The sequence below is a fragment of the Vibrio inusitatus genome (assembly GCA_024346935.1).
Taxonomy (GTDB): Bacteria; Pseudomonadota; Gammaproteobacteria; order Enterobacterales; family Vibrionaceae; genus Vibrio; species Vibrio inusitatus.
Genome location: AP024878.1, coordinates 1,389,225 through 1,406,365 on the forward strand (window position 1 = coordinate 1,389,225; position 17,141 = coordinate 1,406,365).

Consider the following 17,141-nt stretch of genomic DNA (forward strand, 5'->3'; position numbering starts at 1 on the left):
CCACCAAATAACGGGCAGGGATCAAATGAAACGTATTTAGATGTAGAGTTTAGCCAGTGCTTCAGGCTCTACTTCTTTGCCTTCTAGTTCAGCATTCCAGTTAGTACCAATAAGAACGCCATCTTCTGATAGGGTAATTAGCCAATCCTCAACAAAGATATCCAAAGGGATTTCCATTACTTCAAAATCTGCCCACTCTTCAACGTTATGGTATTGTGCATCTGCTTTGTCAGACCAAAATGGCATAACTTCAGTTTCAGCAAATTCGCTAGAGTCGCAAGCTAGCCAACCATCTTCGTTTTTTAGACCCCAAACACGATTGTCTTTTTTGCTTTGTTCAACAAATAATTCTAGGTTTTGCTGAATATCGTTGTTCAATTGGCTCATGGTTATTTCCTAACAGTGTGATATGCGGGCTATTTTAGCATGCTTATTCTTTGCATGGCACAATTTAGCGTTCAGTAAATAAAAAAGCCGAGCAAATGCTCGGCTAGTATTTGAATCGGGGCTACCTTACCTATTTAGGTAGTTTGGTAAAGATGGTCCATTCTTTAATGAAGTCACCTTTGAATCCAACAACAGTAGCTTCTACTCTGCGCTCTAAGGCCTCATCTGTTGGTGTATCATCTTCAACATCGTCCTCACCATAACCAATAATGGTGACGCGATTTGCTTCTACACCAAAACCAATAAGTTTGTCTTGAACAAACAGCGCTCTATTGCGTGATAATTCGAGATTGTATTCTCTATCACCTGGGTTACTGGCAAAACCTTGGATCTCTATTGAGGTTTCAGGATATTGTTTTAAGAACTCAGCCATTCCTTGTATCTGTCCGGAGAACACAGGATTAACCTCAGCGGAATCATTCTCAAACAGGATTTTCAAGGTTTGTTCTTGTGAAACTTCGATCAGTTCTTCACAACCAACATTGTTGACTCGAGCCCCTTTTGGCGTTGTTGGACATTTATCACGAGCATTAATAACGCCATCACCATCGAAATCTCTAAGGTCGGCTTGTTGTTCTGGAAGCGGGGCTTCAATGTACTCTTCGGTATCGTTAGCACAGCCAAATAGTGCTAGTGAAACTACTGAGGCTAGTAATATCTTTTTCATATTAGTACTCCACCGCCTCGTTCCACTCTTCTGGAACGTCTACTAACAAAGACTCAAGCAATGTGCCGGTTGCATTAAGTACGCGGAACTTAGCATATTGCTCTGCATATAATGCATCAACATACCCTTTGCGAGACTCAAACAACTCATTTTCTGTGTTCAACAAGTCAAGTAGGGTTCGTTTACCAATTTTGTACTGCTTGTCGTAAGCAACTACGGTATCGGATGCGGCATCTACATGGTCAGCAAGGAACTCTTTTTGTTGCAACGTTAAATCCAGCGCACTCCAAGATAATCGAAGGCTCTCTTCAACATTACGATACGCTCTGTCTCTCAGATCTTTAGATTTATTCATCTGATAAGCGGCTCTGTCTTTGTTTGCGCTGTCAACACCACCATTAAACAAGTTGTATTTCATTCTTAGCGTGGCGTTCATTTCGTCACGTTGATAGCCGACTCCTTCAGCATCGTCATAGTAGTTGTATCCCGCTTCAACGGTAAAGGTAGGTAAGTTTGGGCTATTAGATTGTTTATATTGAAACTTAGCCGCATCAACGTCGACTTTAGCGGTTTTAATCACAGGGTGCTTTTCAAGTGCGGTATCAATCGCCTCTGACAATGTGAAAGGTATAGTGGTTTCGTCCGCGCGCGGAAAAACAAGTCCTTGCGGGCTTTGACCAACGAGACGGGTAAACTGCGTATGTGTGTCAAAAAGATTATTTTGAGCAGCAAGCAGGTTGCCGTGTGCTTTGGCAATACGTGCCTCTACCTGGGATAAATCGGCTGTTGAGCCAATACCCGAATCAGTTCGTTTTTTGATGTCTTTAAAGATTTCTTTATGGGTGGCCAGGTTGCTCTCAGATAGGGCTAGAATCTCGTAGGCTTTTAGCGCATCAAGATAAACTTTGGCAACTTCCAATGAAATGTCAGACGCGTCACTGAGCACCTTATATCTTAGTGACTCTGCTTCAGCTGCTGTTCTGTCCATGTTGTTTAGAGTATTGGAGCCATCCCAAATTAACTGAGTGAAAGTTAATGACGCATCTTTGGCTGTATAATCATCGTCTCGATTAGTTAAGTCGTTTTGATAGTTTTCCCAACCAATTCCTGCTGATAAATCCAGTTTCGGATAGTACTCGCGGACTGCTGCTTTGTTTTCATAAACATAAGACATGAATTCGTTATAAGAGCTCTTAACCGTCGGATTGGTTTGCAGAGTGTATGAGATAGCTTGCTCTAACGACTGGGCTGAGGCTGGATTGCACAGCATCGTAGCTAGAGCGATTGCGCTTAGCTTAATCCTTTTCAAGGTGTACTCCCTAGTATTCCATTACTATTTTTTAACCAAAACTGAAGCCTTCATTTGCTTTCAATACGACGTTTTGATCTTTAAGTACATAATAGTTAAAACAAAACTATTTACAATCCCTTTGTAAGCAAATTGTTTCTTATTGTTAGTTTGTTTTTCGTTGTTACATTAGCATCACACTTACTTAAAAATAGTATAAAATTTAAACAGAAGCGAAAAAAAATATATATGTAGATTACAGGTTAGCTCTGAACACACTAGCCAAGGAGAACACATGGACAGTATCTCATTTGCTCAAGACGTTGTAGCTGGCGAAGCTTGGTTGATCGTTGATGCACAAGGCAACCTAAAAATAGCCCCTCTAGATTATGTACCGCAAGACGGTGATGTCATCCTTTCCGTAGGCGAGAACCCTTTGACTGTACCTGAAGATATAGTCACTGAACTCCGAGTGTCAGTTGCTCAGCAAAACTCAATCCAATCAGTAGACGCTCAGTCTGGCATACAAAGTGTTTTAGATTCACTTGCACAAAATGGTGATCCTACTGCAGAAGAAGGAAACGATCCTCAATCCGGCGAAGATGAAGGCTCTAGTTTAACTGCGACGGGAGCAGTTGAGCGTGATGGAGCACAAACCATTGCAACCACAGATTTTCAAACAGAAGGTATTTTCCCTTCAGTTTTTACTGCTGAGCAAAGTGACGCTGTCACTGAGCTTATCGTTCAAACGGTTGCCCTACTTACAGTAAGTACAGTGTCGCTAACAGATAATAATGGGGAAGAGGTAATCAACGGAGAGGGAGAAACAGCAACGATAAAAGGGTCCCTTGGTGGAAATAGTGAAACACTCGAAACACTGACTATCACTGACAGTATGGGTCAACAAATAGAGATTGATCCTAACCAGATTGTATTTGACGGAAATGGCAACTACGAAGTGACCGGTATCGAGGTCACGTCGTTAGCTGATGGCGTGCTTACTGTTGTTGCGTCAGGCAGTGATGCAGATGGAAATCCAGTCTCAGTTTCCGATACGGTAGAAAAAGACTTTACCTACGGCGACGACGGTGATGATGAAGGTGATGACATAGCGCCGCCGTTTGTATCACTAACGGACAACACTGAAGGTGATGACGCAACTGAGAATGAGGTCATCAATGAAAGCGAACAGGCGACCATTAATGGTTACTTAGGGGAAGGGGGTAAAACCCTCGACAGTTTGATCATCACCGGCCTCGGCGGAGAGCCGATAGTTGTTGATGTTAGCCAAGTGACAGTAGATGAAGACGGCTACTACACGGTTGAGAACATCGATGTATCGGGCTTTGATGATGGCGAGTTGCTAGTGACCGCAAGTAGCACCGATGTGGACGGCAACACAGCGATCGTCACCGATACGGTGGAAAAAGACTTTACCTACGGCGACGACGGTGAGGACGAAGGCGGTGACGTAGCACCACCGTTTGTATCACTAACGGACAATACCGAAGGTGATGACGCGGCTGAGAATGAGGTCATCAACGAGAATGAACAAGCGACCATTAATGGTTACTTAGGAGAAGGGGGCAAAACCCTCGACAGTTTAGTCATCACCGGTCTCGGTGGAGAGCCGATAGTCGTTGATGTTAGCCAGGTGACAGTAGACGAAGACGGCTATTACTCGGTTGAGAACATTGATGTATCTGGCTTTGATGATGGCGAGTTGCTAGTGACCGCAAGTAGCACCGATGTGGACGGCAACACAGCGACCGTCACCGATACGGTGGAGAAAGACTTTACCTACGGCGACGACGGTGATGACGAAGGCGGTGATATAGCGCCGCCGTTTGTATTGTTGACGGACAATACCGAAGGTGATGACGCGGCTGAGAATGAGGTCATCAACGAGAATGAACAAGCGACCATTAATGGTTACTTAGGAGAAGGGGGTAAAACCCTCGATAGTTTGATCATCACCGGCCCTGGTGGAGAGCCGATAGTTGTTGATGTTAGCCAAGTGACAGTAGACGAAAACGGCTACTACACGGTTGAGAACATTGATGTATCGGGCTTTGATGATGGCGAGTTGCTAGTGACCGCAAGTAGCACCGATGTGGACGGCAACACAGCGACCGTCACCGATACGGTGGAAAAAGACTTTACCTACGGCGACGACGGTGATGACGAAGGCGGTGACATAGCACCGCCGTTTGTATTGTTGACGGACAACACCGAAGGTGATGATGCCGCTGAGAATGAGGTCATCAACGAGAATGAACAAGCGACCATTAATGGGTACTTAGGGGAAGGCGGCAAAACCCTAGACAGTTTGATCATCACCGGCCCCGGTGGAGAACCGATAGTCATTGATGTTAGCCAAGTGACAGTAGATGAAAACGGTTACTACACGGTTGAGAACATTGATGTATCGGGCTTTGATGATGGCGAGTTGCTAGTGACCGCAAGTAGCACCGATGTAGACGGCAACACAGCGACCGTCACCGATACGGTGGAGAAAGACTTTACCTACGGCGATGATAGTGATGACGAAGGTGGTGATATAGCGCCGCCGTTTGTATTGTTGACGGACAACACCGAAGGTGATGACGCCGCTGAGAATGAGGTCATCAATGAGAATGAACAAGCGACCATTAATGGTTACTTAGGGGAAGGGGGCAAAACCCTCGATAGTTTAGTTATCACTGGTCCTGGTGGAGAGCCGATAGTCGTTGATGTTAGCCAAGTGACGGTAGATGAAGACGGCTACTACACGGTTGAGAACATTGATGTATCCGGCTTTGATGATGGTGAGTTGCTAGTGACCGCAAGCAGCACCGATGTGGATGGCAACACAGCGACCGTTACCGATACGGTGGAGAAAGACTTTACCTACGGCGATGATGGTGATGACGAAGGCGGTGACATAGCGCCGCCGTTTGTATCATTAACGGACAACACCGAAGGTGATGACGCGGCTGAGAATGAGGTCATCAATGAGCATGAACAAGCGACCATTAATGGTTACTTAGGAGAAGGCGGCAAAACCCTAGACAGTTTGATCATCACCGGCCCCGGTGGAGAACCGATAGTCGTTGATGTTAGCCAAGTGACAGTAGACGAAAACGGCTACTACACGGTTGAGAACATTGATGTATCGGGCTTTGATGATGGTGAGTTGCTAGTGACCGCAAGTAGCACCGATGTGGACGGTAACACAGCGACGGTCACCGATACGGTGGAGAAAGACTTTACTTACGGCGATGATGGTGATGACGAAGGCGGTGACATAGCGCCGCCGTTTGTATCACTAACGGACAATACCGAAGGTGATGATGCCGCTGAGAATGAGGTCATCAACGAGAATGAACAAGCGACCATTAATGGTTACTTAGGGGAAGGGGGTAAAACCCTAGACAGTTTGATCATCACCGGCCCTGGTGGAGAGCCGATAGTCGTTGATGTTAGCCAAGTGACAGTAAATGAAAACGGCTATTACACGGTTGAGAACATTGATGTATCGGGCTTTGATGATGGCATTTTGACGGTCTCGGCAAGCAGCACCGATGTGGACGGCAACACAGCGACCGTCACCGATACGGTGGAGAAAGACTTTACCTACGGCGAAGATATTGCGCCGCCAGAGGTGTCTTTGACGGATAACAATGGCGAAGAGGTGATCAACGGCGAAGGGGAAACCGCAACCATTACCGGCTTTATCGGAGAAGGTGGAGAAAGCTTAGACTCTCTCATCATCACGGATACCAAAGGCACCCAAATAGTGGTTGATGTGAGTGGCGTGACCCTGACGGATGGCAGTTACGAAGTGACTGGCATTGATGTAACAGACCTATTGGATGGCGAACTGACGGTGACCGCCGGTAGTACTGACGTAGACGGCAACACCATTGAGGTAACCGATACGGTAGAAAAAGACTTTATCTACGGCGATGATGAGGACAACGATGATGAGATTGTGCAACCTGAGGTGGCAATAACCGATAATAACGGCGAAGAAGTGATTAATAGCGGGACTGAAACTGCCACTATTACTGGTTTTGTTGGTGAGGGAGGTAAAACCCTTGATTCACTTATTATCACAGACAGCAGTAATAATGAGTTAGTTATTGACGTAAGTGGCTTTACGTTAGTAGACGGGAACTATCTGTTTGAAGATATCAACGTGAGTCAACTTAATGAAGGTACTCTTACCGTAACGGCGAAAAGCACCGATGTTGATGGTAACAAAGCAACTATAACAGATACGGTGACTTTGGATGTGAACGAAGCGCCAGAGTTTATCTCAGGTGATGATCAACCTGGTGATGTTCCTAATGACGATAGCTACTTCTTCGTAGCATTGAGTAAGGGTGCTAATGCCGGTGATACGGTAGGCGCTGTAATAGCAGAAGATGCTGATGGAGATGTATTATCCTTTAGTTTCGAAGAGTCCAATGAGTTGTTTAGTATAGATTCGGAAACAGGGATTATAACGCTTAAACAAGGGCTTGCTGACGACGTTGATTGCACCCATACGTTCAATGTTTTGGTAACAGACCCAAATGGGCTTATCGATGTGACTGCAGTCACGGTGGCATTCATCGGTGGTGAAGATAATGACGCTGCGTGGGGTCTTACTCCTAAGAAGCTCAATGAAGTGACAGAAGGGAATTTTGGTAATTCTATTAATGTCAAATTGCTAGAGGGCGGTAACGTTACAATTCGGGCTGGTGCATCGTTAGTATTTTCTTTTGCTATTGCTAATATGGCTGCAGGGCTAACTTTATCCGATTATGATGTGTTAATTAACACTGCTGACGGGTTTAATTCAACCTTTGTAGAAAGGGACGATGGAACAATAGATGTGATCATTACAAACACATCAGACGTTGATAAGATCGTCGCTAGAGGCGCTTCAGATGATGATATTGTCTCTATGGAGATATTTGCGACAGCTGATAATGAGGTTGAGGGAAATGAAACATTTACCGTTAACTTAGTTGATGTGAATATTGGCCAGCCTAAATCATCTCAGGATCAGATTAATGTAGAGATAATAGATGTTGAACCCGAAGTCAGCGCGAATTTGTTTGCCGCAGGTGAGTTAAACACAATTCTAGCAGGCTTAGGTGAAGATATCTTAGTGGCAACTGATGATGCTGAATCGTTTGTCTGGGTTGATGGCCAACTAGATGATAGTACCGATGTAATACAAAACTTTACTGTCGGTGAGGACAGCATCAATCTGAATAATATTCTGGAAGATACGGGAAGTAACAACTTAGATGAGTTATTAGCGTCTATTGAAGTATTTGTCGTCGGAGATGACATATCTTTGGATATTACTCATGACTCTGGAAAACAAACCATTGTGATAGAAGACAGTAGAGAGCAGTTTGGAGAATTGATCTCTGATACAGGTGGTTTTAATGCAGCTGATATTCTGAATCAGTTGGTGGTACAAGACTAACGTTGCAAATTGTACTCAAGATAATAGAGGCTTGCGCTTGCAAGCCTCTATTATTTGGTGTTTATTAGATTACTTTAGCCGCAAAGCCTTTAAGGTAAAGCCCTTCAGGGTAAGCAGTATCAAACAGGTGGTCGCTTGCTTGAGTAAATGACTCGACAAACTTGACCTCGCGTCCGGCATCAAGGGCAGCATCGGCGACAATTTTTTGAAACAAGCCCGACTCCATTAACCCTGAGCATGAGTAAGTGAGTAGTGTGCCTCCCGGTTTAAGGATTTGAATTGCAAGCATGTTCAAATCTTTATAGCCACGAGCGCCACTCGTGAGGTTGTTTTTGGAGCTTACCATCTTTGGCGGGTCCATAATAACAACGTCAAATTGAGTACCTTGATCTCGATACTCTCGAAGAATCTTAAAGACATCCGCATTCAGGAATACCGCCTTTTTGACGTCAAAACCATTAATTTCTGCATTCTTCTTCGCAATATCAAGAGCAGGCTGTGAAACATCAATATTAATGACACGCTCAGCGCCTGCCTTTAACGCATAAAGACCAAAACCACCAGTGTAGGAGAAGCAGTTAAGAACTTGTTTACCTTTGACATACTTCATTGAGTGTTGGCGACTGTCTCTTTGATCAAGGTAAAAGCCTGTCTTATGCCCAGTCTTAATATCGACTTGTATTTTAACTCCATTCTCTTCAATCACTACCGGCTCAGTAGGTTCTGTGCCGTGTAGAAGCCCTGTACTCTCTTCTAAGCCTTCTTTTTTGCGAACGGCAACATCCGACCGTTCGTAAACAGAACAATTAGGGAAGCAGTGTACGAGAGCATCTACAATCTCTTGCTTATGCTTTTCTGCGCCAGCACTTAGAAATTGACACACCATATAATCTTGGTAGCGGTCAATGGTGACTCCAGGCATTGAATCTGACTCTGCAGCGATAAGGCGATAACCCGTAAGTCCACCCTCAGCAATACTTTCATCTCGCAACATTTGTGCTTGTTCGATTCGCGTTATGAAAAACTGAGTGTCGATATCTTGTTTGATGAAGCTCCATACACGAGCACGAATTTGAGAGTTAGGTGAGTAGGCCGCTTTTGCTAGCCATTGTCCGTTGTGCGCGAATACATCCACAGTATCGCCAAGTTGAGGGTCACCTGAAACCGTTTCTATACCTCTAGAAAAGATCCACGGATGACGACGGCGAACAGATTTATCTCTGCCTTTGGCAAGTTTTATAGATGCACTCATAGGAAATGTAAGTCTCAAAGGAAATTTTGTGACATTGTCGTGTAAGCATCGGCTAAAAGCAAATCAGAAGGGCTTATACTTTCAGATAAACGACTACTGTGAATTGAATCGAAACTGACAGGAGATTATATGTTGTCAATTTGTAGAAAGTTTTTAGTGTCGGGTAGGGTGCAAATGGTCGGCTTTCGCTATCACACTGCTCATGAAGGGATAAAGCTTGGTTTGACGGGGTATGCGAAAAACCTCAATGATGGCAATGTAGAGGTAATGGCTTGCGGATCTATGTCGGGAGTAGACCAACTAGGCGAATGGCTAAAGCAAGGGCCAAGAACGGCTTCTGTAGAAAGCTGTATTTCTTCAGAAACCGAATTCAAGCACTATTCAGGCTTTAATATCCTTTAAGCTCTCTTATATGCACTCTAACAGGTCTCTAGATTACAGCTTTTGTGTTGTTTGATTGACAACCATCGTCCCTGAGTGTTTCTATCGGGGACCTTTTCAAGTGCAAAGCTTAGATAAGATTTCGACTCTAGTGAGATGCCCGATAAAAGCAATCGGGCATGGCAAGGGTGAACAATAGCAAGCCTATAAGCATTTAGCTGGCTTTGGTAAACCTGCTAGTTTGGTCGCTTGCTTTGCAGGACCTTTTTTGAAAAGCTTGAAGAGGTATTTGCTGTTTCCTTTTTCGACTCCGTGCGCTTTTTCCATCGCCTTTACCAGCATTCGCACGGCAGGAGACGTATTAAACTCTATATAAAAGTTACGTACGAAATGTACTACCTCTAGGTGAGCCTCTGTCAACTCAATACCTTCCTCTTCGGCTAAGATCGCAATCATGCCTTCTTCCCAATCTTTAAAGTTAAGAAGATAGCCTTGCGCGTCTGTTTCTATGTTTTTGCCGTTAAATTCAAACATAGTCTGTTCCTAATTTGGATTTTATTCATTGAATTATCAATAAAAAATAAAAAGCCCGCAACTAGTGCGGGCTTAACAATTCATAGATTAATCAAAATTAATCGTTATTCATGATGCCTAGAATACTAAGTAGGCTGATGAATAGGTTGTAGATAGATACGTACAAGCTTACTGTTGCTGAGATGTAGTTCGTCTCACCACCGCGTACGATTTGCTGTGTCGTTAGCAAGATTACACCAGTAGAGAACATAACGAACATGCCACTCATTGCAAGATGAATCATTGGCATTTGCAGGAAGATATTTGCAACCATACCAACTAGCAAAACAACGAAACCAGCCATTAGCACACCACCAAGGAAAGATAGGTCGCGTTTAGTGGTTAATGCGTAAGCTGATGCACCCATGAATGCTAGAGCCGTACCGCCAAGAGCAGTAACTATGGTGTCACCCATGCCAGCGCCAATGTATGCATTCAGGATTGGGCCTGTTGTGTAACCCAAGAAACCAGTGAATAGGAATGTAAACACTAGACCCATGCTGTTATTACGGTTCTTTTCAGTAAGGTAGAGTAGGCCGTAAAAACCAACTAGCATGATGATCAAACCTGGACGAGGTAGGTTCATTGCCATAGAGAAGCCCGCAACGATAGCAGACCAAAGTAGTGTTAGTGATAACAAGAAGTAGGTGTTACGCAAAACCTTGTTGGTTTGCAGCACACTTTCTTGCGTGCGAGTGCGTGATACCATTGGACTGTTCATAGAGTTCCTCAAAGACCTTTTAAATAATTAGTATAGATATGTGGCGAAAAGTTCCATTTTTCAAGTAGGGCGTTCGCCTAAGCCAACTTGATATTAAGCAAATAGTGTTACCGAGTGAACTGTAATATGTAACAGATGGTAACTCGCTTAGTAAGTAAAAGTAAAAAAGGGCAGCTAAGCTACCCTTTATTCTACGTTAAAATTGCCTTTAGTGGTGCAGTATTTGCGATAAGAAGTTTTGAGTACGATCCGATTGAGGGTTTTCGAAGAAATCAACAGGATTGTTTTCTTCTATGATCTCCCCCGCATCCATAAAGATAACCCGGTCGGCAACCTCTTTTGCAAAGCCCATTTCGTGCGTTACACAAAGCATTGTCATGCCTTCATCAGCAAGCTCTACCATTACGTCTAACACTTCTCGCACCATTTCTGGATCAAGTGCTGACGTAGGTTCGTCAAACAGCATTACTTGAGGGTTCATGCAAAGAGAACGAGCGATCGCTACGCGTTGCTGTTGTCCGCCAGAAAGCTGACCTGGATATTTGTCTGCTTGCTCTGGGATCTTAACGCGCTCTAGGTACTTCATTGCTACTTTTTCAGCTTCTTCTTTGGGCATCTTCTTCACCCAAATTGGTGCTAATGTGCAGTTTTCTAGAACGGTGAGGTGAGGGAATAGATTAAAGTGTTGAAAACACATACCTACTTCCTTGCGTACCGCTTCAATGTTTTTAAGGTCTTCAGTAAGCTCAGTACCAGAGACAAAAATATGTCCCTGTTGGTGCTCTTCTAGACGGTTAATACAGCGAATCATTGTGGATTTACCCGAGCCAGATGGGCCACAAATAACAATCTTTTCGCCTTTTTTAACCTCGAGGTTAATGTTCTTTAGTACGTGAAACTCACCGTACCACTTGTTCATGTCCTTCAACTGGATCATGTAATCTTGTTGTTGCGTCATAATACGTCCTTGATAATTATCGTTTGTGACCGGTGTGAAGTTTGTTTTCTAGCCATATCGAATATCTCGACATGCCGAAACAAAATACCCAGAACACTAACGCGACAAATACATAACTTTCGATAGCAAAACCAAGCCACTCAGGGTCGGTATTTGCAGATTGACCAATACCTAGAACATCAAACATACCGATGATGAGTACTAGACTGGTGTCTTTAAACAATCCAATGAAGGTGTTTACAATCGAAGGAATGGTGATTTTAAGCGCTTGTGGAAGAATGATTAAACGCATTTTCTTCCAATATGTGAGCCCTAACGCATCAGCTGCTTCATATTGCCCTTTTGGAATAGCTTGTAGACCACCACGAATGACTTCTGCCATATAAGCAGCACTAAACAGCACCACACCAATTAGGGCTCTAATCAGTTTGTCTGTCTCCATTCCTTCGGAAAGGAACAAAGGTAGCATCACTGAAGCCATAAACAGAACGGTGATTAGAGGTACACCACGCCATACTTCAATGTAAATGGTACACATGCTGCGAATGATTGGCATCTCAGAGCGACGCCCTAACGCCAATACAACACCGATAGGAAGAGAAACCACTATTCCCACGAGTGCAATAATCAGCGTAACAAGCAGTCCGCCCCATTTATGCGTTTCTACTACTTCCAGTCCGAAGACACCGCCGTACAGTAATGCCGCAACGATAAACGGATAGATATTGACGAAAAATAAAAATATCCAAGTACGCTTCGGTGTTCTTTCATAGATTAGAGCGGCAACGAATATGGCGAGTGTCGCGTAGAAGAGGCGAGGGCGCCAAAGCTCTGATTGAGGATAGAAGCCGTACATGAACTGCTCCCAACGTACGCTAATAAACACCCAACATGCCCCTGCACTGGTGCAGTCATCACGAGTAGTGCCAACCCAATCAGCGTTGACAAATGCCCAACTGACAATGTTACTTATAAGTAAGAAGGCTAGATAGCCTAGTACAACCGAAACGATAGAGTTTAATGGAGAACTAAATAAGTTTTTACGGAACCAACCCACAACACCTACGGAGCTAGATGGTGGCGGAAGGTCAGGTTGAAATTGATGTATGCTCATATTATCTCTCCACCAGCGCTACTTTTTTGTTGTAGATATTCATGATTAGAGAGGTCAGTAGACTTAATGTCAGGTAGACACCCATCGTCATTGCAATAATCTCGATAGCCTGGCCAGTCTGATTAAGTGTCGTTCCTGCAAAGACTGAAACAAGATCTGGGTAACCAATGGCCATAGCGAGAGAAGAGTTTTTAGTTAGGTTGAGGTATTGGCTAGTCAGTGGCGGTATGATGATACGCAATGCCTGGGGAATGACGACTAAACGCAACGTACGAGTGCGAGGTAAACCCAAAGACATCGCCGCCTCAGTTTGACCGTGGCTAACTGCGTTGATACCTGAGCGTACTATCTCTGCAATAAATGAAGCGGTATAGATACTCAATGCAAGAGTAAGTGCGGCTAATTCCGGAATGATACTAATCCCACCCTTAAAGTTGAAACCTTTAAGTTCTGGGTATTCAGTGCTGATCGGCATTCCTGCGAAGAAATAGGCAATCAAAGGCAGAATAATAATTAGACCGACAGAAATTCGCCCCGTAGGTGTTTGTTGGCCGGTAAGTTTTTGCTTGTTCTTAGCCCAAACTCCGATGACGAGTGATGCAATTATCGCTATGACAAGGGCCGCGATAACGATGCCACTACCTTCATTGAAAACGGGCGCAGGCATGAATAAGCCGCGAACATTCAAGAAGATAACTTCACCTAGGCTCAGGCTTTGTCTAGGAGATGGTAGTGCTTGTAATACAGCGAAATACCAAAAGAAAATTTGCAACAGTAAAGGAATGTTGCGAAATATCTCGATATACACTGCAGCTAAGCGACTTACTAGCCAATTGCTCGATAGGCGAGCAACACCCATGACAAAACCAAGTATTGTGGCGAAAAAGATACCCAATACTGCAACCAAGGCAGTGTTTAAAAGGCCGACAATGAAAGTTCGACCGTAACTGTAAGTCTCATCATATTCAACGAGATGCAATCCAATGCCAAATCCGGCTTCTTTTGATAAGAAATCAAATCCCGTTGCGATACCACGTGCATCTAGATTGCTTAATGCATTATTGACAATCGTATAGAAGAACCAAACTAAGCCAAGTACAGCAATAACCTGGAAGGCGATGGCTCGGAAGGTGGGATTGTAGAGGAGGTTTGAACTTTTTGATGCCGAGTTCGCTCCGGCAGGGTTTACTTTCGGTGGCGTCATACAACTAACCTTTAATTAAATCCATTTAAACAAAAGGGCGGCGAGGCCGCCCTTAGGTTACAACTTCAGGATTAACGCATCGGTGGCGCGTACATAAAACCGCCCGCATTCCATAGTGCGTTCACACCACGGCTAATCTGTAGCGGAGAGCCTGTACCAACAGTACGTTCGAAACTTTCACCGTAGTTACCTACTTGCTTAATAACTTGGTAGCTCCAATCGTCCTTCAGTCCTAATGCAGTGCCTTTAGGACCGTCAACACCAAGAATACGTTTCACGTTTGGATCTGAAGATTTCAGCATTTCATCTGCATTCTTAGACGAAACCCCATACTCTTCAGCATTGATCATTGCTGAAAGCGTCCACTTCGTTACATTGAACCACTTGTCGTCACCCTGACGAACAACTGGTCCTAGTGGCTCTTTCGAGATAATTTCCGGTAATACGACAGCAGAAGAGGGATCTTTAAGATTTAGGCGAAGTGCGTAAAGGCCAGATTGGTCAGTAGTCAGAACATCACAACGTCCCGCATCAAAACCTGCAGAAGTCTGAGCCGCTGTATCAAATACTACAGGTTTGTATTCCATGCCACTTGCACGGAAGTAATCGGCAAGGTTTAGCTCGGTTGTTGTACCTGATTGCACACATACCGCGGCTCCATCAAGCTCTTTGGCGCTAGAAACACCTAGTTCTTTCTTAACCATGAAGCCTTGACCATCGTAGTAGTTAACACCTACGAAGTTTAGACCTAGGGCAGTATCACGGTGCTGAGTCCAAGTAGTGTTACGCGATAGTACATCGATCTCACCAGACTGAAGCGCTGTAAAACGCTCTTTAGCGGTAAGAGGTACGTACTTAACCTTAGTTTTATCGCCTAGTACCGCGGCAGCAAGAGCTTGACAGTACTCAACATCGATACCTTCCCACTCGCCTTTAGAGTTAGGGTTCGAAAAGCCTGGAAGGCCGGTGCTCACACCACAGGTGAGAGAGCCTGCAGCTAATACTTTGTCTAGCGTGCTATCTGCTGCCGACGCAGACGTCGCTACTACAGCTGTCGAAGCAGCTATTACTGAAGCTAGAATTGTGAGTTTATTCGCCATCTATTCGTATCCTTTCTTTTAAAATCCATGGGTGATGAGGTTTCACCTAGTACGACTTTGCATTTCTGCATTAAACGTGAATTCGATTGTACGATTCACTAAATTGGGGCATATTTTTTACACCCGTATACAAAGTAGTTGAGGTTGCTAAGTATCTCAATTAATTACAAATTGTGATTTACTCTTAACTAACCACTTAAGAATGACCAAATGTTGTCAATTTGTAAATAGTGCAGTGCTGCGTGAATTTGGTGAATCGGATATTATTGCTTATAAATACGGTCAGACCAGTTATATCGATTGTAAATGCTCGGTACTTAAGCGTGATGCTCTGTGAATTTTATTATTACAGAGTATTAAGGTGGCACAATCAAAAGCGTAAATTTTTGCGTGCACCAAAATAGTGATTCACATTTTATTTTCTTCATTAACATTTAAGGAACAAGATGCGATATTTTCCTCTGTTTTATGATCTCTGTCACAAACCGGTTTTGGTTGTCGGTGGGGGGGAAGTAGCAAGCCGAAAAGTAGAAAGCCTACTTAAAGCGGGGGCTTTTGTCTCTGTAGTCTCACCTACATTAGAGCCCTTTTTATTATCATTATTTGAGGAAGAGAGGCTCAGTTGGATAAAAGGTTTTTATCAACAAGAACTCATAGAAGAATTTGTACAGATTTGGGCAACAACAGATAATCCAGAACTGAACCATAGAGTGCATGATGATGCGAAAAGGGCTGGCATCATGGTCAACGTGGTGGATGACACACAGTATTGCGACTTTATTACGCCTTCAATGATAAATCGCGGACGAATTCAGGTCGCGTTTTCAAGCGGGGGAAGTTCGCCTGTACTTATTCGTAACCTAAGGCGTACTTTTGAGGCTGTATTACCGCAAAATTTGGGCTTATTGGCTGACTTTGCGGCGTCTAAGCGTGGTGATATTAAGGTGAGACTGCCTGATGTAACTCGTAGACGATTGTTCTGGGAATATTTTTTTGACGCACCTGATGTTAAATCATCACAGTCAATATCCCAGTTGAATCTTTCTTATGAAGATATGTTAGAGAGTAAACAGTTTGAGCCTAGTTACTCCGTAAGTTGGATTGAAACGGGCAGCGATTTTGAAATGCTTACCCTCAAGGCATTGCGTCTAATGCAATCGACGGAAATGGTGCTGTTCTATCATGATTTAGATGCAGTATTTGCTGATAGTTGCCGAAGAGACGCAGAGCGAACCTCGTGGTGTGAGGTCGCTGAATTGAAAAAGCAACTCGAGGAGCAACAGCAACAAAACCGCTCTGTGGTGGTATTGCTGCCGGAAGTAAGCAAGGCGCTACAGTCAGAGCTTTCTTTATGTTGCGGACGTATAGAAGTGTTAGGTTACGCGAGGTAGTGTATTACTCAGATAACGTTATCATTAACTGGTTTAACAATTAAAAATGAAAGCCTTTAAACAATCCAACTATCAAAAGAACTGAGAAAGTTATGTCATCATTTAAAACCCGCTGTCCTTCGTGTGGTGGTCTAAACCGAATTCCTAATGAACGAGTTTCAGACGGAGCTAAATGTGGTAAATGCAAACACGCATTACTCGATGGAGCACCAATCGAAGGCACTAGCGACAACTTTGCAGCCTTGCTTCAAGGCGACACTCCGATCGTTGTTGATTTCTGGGCACCTTGGTGTAATCCATGTGTAGGGTTCGCCCCAGTGTTTTTGGATGTGGCTAAAGAGCGTGAAGGTGTGGTTCGTTGTGTCAAAATTGATACAGAGGCCCAGCAACAATTAGCGGCTCAGTTTCAAATCAGGAGCATTCCAACCATCATGGTGTTTAACAAAGGTCAACGCGTCGACATGTTAAGTGGAGCCTTACCTAAATCGCAATTTGATCAATGGTTAAATCAAGCACTTACCAAGTAATTATTAGCGTCCGTAAAATCGTTTTACGGGCGTTCTTCTCGCTAGAACACT

Annotated in this window: 14 protein-coding genes; 4 read left to right on the forward strand and 10 right to left on the reverse strand. The window is 44.0% G+C overall.

Going from position 1 to position 17,141, the window contains the following annotated elements:
• Window positions 1-36: 36 nt before the first annotated feature.
• The 3 genes from OCU48_RS06390 to OCU48_RS06400 form a co-directional block, all read right to left on the reverse strand.
• Window positions 37-387 carry a DUF2750 domain-containing protein gene (locus OCU48_RS06390; RefSeq protein WP_141344564.1) on the reverse strand — a complete coding sequence of 117 codons (351 nt, stop codon included), beginning with the start codon at window positions 385-387 and terminating at the stop codon, window positions 37-39.
• A 130-nt stretch (window positions 388-517) separates the two neighbouring features.
• Complete coding sequence (locus OCU48_RS06395) at window positions 518-1,114, reverse strand: OmpA family protein (protein ID WP_141344565.1); 597 nt, start codon at window positions 1,112-1,114, stop codon at window positions 518-520.
• A gap of 1 nt (window position 1,115) precedes the next feature.
• A complete protein-coding gene (locus OCU48_RS06400) occupies window positions 1,116-2,423 on the reverse strand; it encodes a TolC family outer membrane protein (protein WP_141344566.1) in 1,308 nt (435 codons plus the stop codon).
• 274 nt (window positions 2,424-2,697) lie between these two features.
• On the opposite strand from OCU48_RS06400, the gene OCU48_RS06405 reads away from it, so the two are divergent.
• Window positions 2,698-7,869: a beta strand repeat-containing protein gene (locus OCU48_RS06405; RefSeq protein ID WP_337983904.1), complete on the forward strand. Its 5,172-nt coding sequence runs from the start codon at window positions 2,698-2,700 to the stop codon at window positions 7,867-7,869.
• A 64-nt stretch (window positions 7,870-7,933) separates the two neighbouring features.
• Here OCU48_RS06405 and OCU48_RS06410 read toward each other — a convergent pair whose 3' ends face one another.
• On the reverse strand, window positions 7,934-9,121 hold the full coding sequence (locus tag OCU48_RS06410; RefSeq protein ID WP_141345186.1) for a class I SAM-dependent methyltransferase: 1,188 nt from the start codon (window positions 9,119-9,121) through the stop codon (window positions 7,934-7,936).
• 129 nt (window positions 9,122-9,250) lie between these two features.
• Between OCU48_RS06410 and yccX the strand changes: the two genes are divergently transcribed.
• A complete protein-coding gene (gene yccX, locus OCU48_RS06415) occupies window positions 9,251-9,523 on the forward strand; it encodes an acylphosphatase (protein ID WP_141345187.1) in 273 nt (90 codons plus the stop codon).
• A 183-nt stretch (window positions 9,524-9,706) separates the two neighbouring features.
• On the opposite strand, the gene OCU48_RS06420 is transcribed toward yccX, so the two are convergent.
• From OCU48_RS06420 to OCU48_RS06445, 6 genes are all read right to left on the reverse strand, one after another.
• Window positions 9,707-10,036, reverse strand: coding sequence for a TusE/DsrC/DsvC family sulfur relay protein (locus OCU48_RS06420; RefSeq protein ID WP_141345188.1), 330 nt, complete (start codon window positions 10,034-10,036; stop codon window positions 9,707-9,709).
• 97 nt (window positions 10,037-10,133) lie between these two features.
• The gene (locus tag OCU48_RS06425) at window positions 10,134-10,796 is read right to left on the reverse strand and encodes a Bax inhibitor-1 family protein (protein WP_141345189.1); all 663 of its coding nucleotides are present in this window, start codon (window positions 10,794-10,796) and stop codon (window positions 10,134-10,136) included.
• 208 nt (window positions 10,797-11,004) lie between these two features.
• Entirely contained in the window at window positions 11,005-11,754 is a 750-nt protein-coding gene (locus OCU48_RS06430) for an amino acid ABC transporter ATP-binding protein (protein WP_017029007.1), read from the reverse strand.
• A 16-nt stretch (window positions 11,755-11,770) separates the two neighbouring features.
• Window positions 11,771-12,868: an amino acid ABC transporter permease gene (locus tag OCU48_RS06435; protein WP_141345190.1), complete on the reverse strand. Its 1,098-nt coding sequence runs from the start codon at window positions 12,866-12,868 to the stop codon at window positions 11,771-11,773.
• 1 nt (window position 12,869) lies between these two features.
• Entirely contained in the window at window positions 12,870-14,072 is a 1,203-nt protein-coding gene (locus OCU48_RS06440; protein WP_141345191.1) for an amino acid ABC transporter permease, read from the reverse strand.
• 71 nt (window positions 14,073-14,143) lie between these two features.
• A complete protein-coding gene (locus tag OCU48_RS06445; protein ID WP_141345192.1) occupies window positions 14,144-15,172 on the reverse strand; it encodes an amino acid ABC transporter substrate-binding protein in 1,029 nt (342 codons plus the stop codon).
• Window positions 15,173-15,618: 446 nt separating this feature from the next.
• On the opposite strand from OCU48_RS06445, the gene OCU48_RS06450 reads away from it, so the two are divergent.
• Together OCU48_RS06450 and trxC are read left to right on the forward strand one after the other, a co-directional pair.
• Entirely contained in the window at window positions 15,619-16,563 is a 945-nt protein-coding gene (locus tag OCU48_RS06450; RefSeq protein ID WP_141345193.1) for a precorrin-2 dehydrogenase/sirohydrochlorin ferrochelatase family protein, read from the forward strand.
• A 92-nt stretch (window positions 16,564-16,655) separates the two neighbouring features.
• Window positions 16,656-17,090 carry a thioredoxin TrxC gene (gene trxC, locus OCU48_RS06455; protein ID WP_141345194.1) on the forward strand — a complete coding sequence of 145 codons (435 nt, stop codon included), beginning with the start codon at window positions 16,656-16,658 and terminating at the stop codon, window positions 17,088-17,090.
• Window positions 17,091-17,141: the final 51 nt, after the last annotated feature.

Bases quoted from the DNA above. Each gene is read 5' to 3' on its own strand.
- OCU48_RS06450 (WP_141345193.1), top strand. From the start codon at position 15,619: ATGCGATATTTTCCTCTGTTTTATGATCTCTGTCACAAACCGGTTTTG.
- OCU48_RS06440 (WP_141345191.1), bottom strand. From the start codon at position 14,072: ATGACGCCACCGAAAGTAAACCCTGCCGGAGCGAACTCGGCATCAAAA.
- OCU48_RS06390 (WP_141344564.1), bottom strand. From the start codon at position 387: ATGAGCCAATTGAACAACGATATTCAGCAAAACCTAGAATTATTTGTT.
- OCU48_RS06445 (WP_141345192.1), bottom strand. From the start codon at position 15,172: ATGGCGAATAAACTCACAATTCTAGCTTCAGTAATAGCTGCTTCGACA.
- OCU48_RS06410 (WP_141345186.1), bottom strand. From the start codon at position 9,121: ATGAGTGCATCTATAAAACTTGCCAAAGGCAGAGATAAATCTGTTCGC.
- yccX (WP_141345187.1), top strand. From the start codon at position 9,251: ATGTTGTCAATTTGTAGAAAGTTTTTAGTGTCGGGTAGGGTGCAAATG.
- OCU48_RS06395 (WP_141344565.1), bottom strand. From the start codon at position 1,114: ATGAAAAAGATATTACTAGCCTCAGTAGTTTCACTAGCACTATTTGGC.
- OCU48_RS06405 (WP_337983904.1), top strand. From the start codon at position 2,698: ATGGACAGTATCTCATTTGCTCAAGACGTTGTAGCTGGCGAAGCTTGG.
- trxC (WP_141345194.1), top strand. From the start codon at position 16,656: ATGTCATCATTTAAAACCCGCTGTCCTTCGTGTGGTGGTCTAAACCGA.
- OCU48_RS06425 (WP_141345189.1), bottom strand. From the start codon at position 10,796: ATGAACAGTCCAATGGTATCACGCACTCGCACGCAAGAAAGTGTGCTG.
- OCU48_RS06435 (WP_141345190.1), bottom strand. From the start codon at position 12,868: ATGAGCATACATCAATTTCAACCTGACCTTCCGCCACCATCTAGCTCC.
- OCU48_RS06420 (WP_141345188.1), bottom strand. From the start codon at position 10,036: ATGTTTGAATTTAACGGCAAAAACATAGAAACAGACGCGCAAGGCTAT.
- OCU48_RS06430 (WP_017029007.1), bottom strand. From the start codon at position 11,754: ATGACGCAACAACAAGATTACATGATCCAGTTGAAGGACATGAACAAG.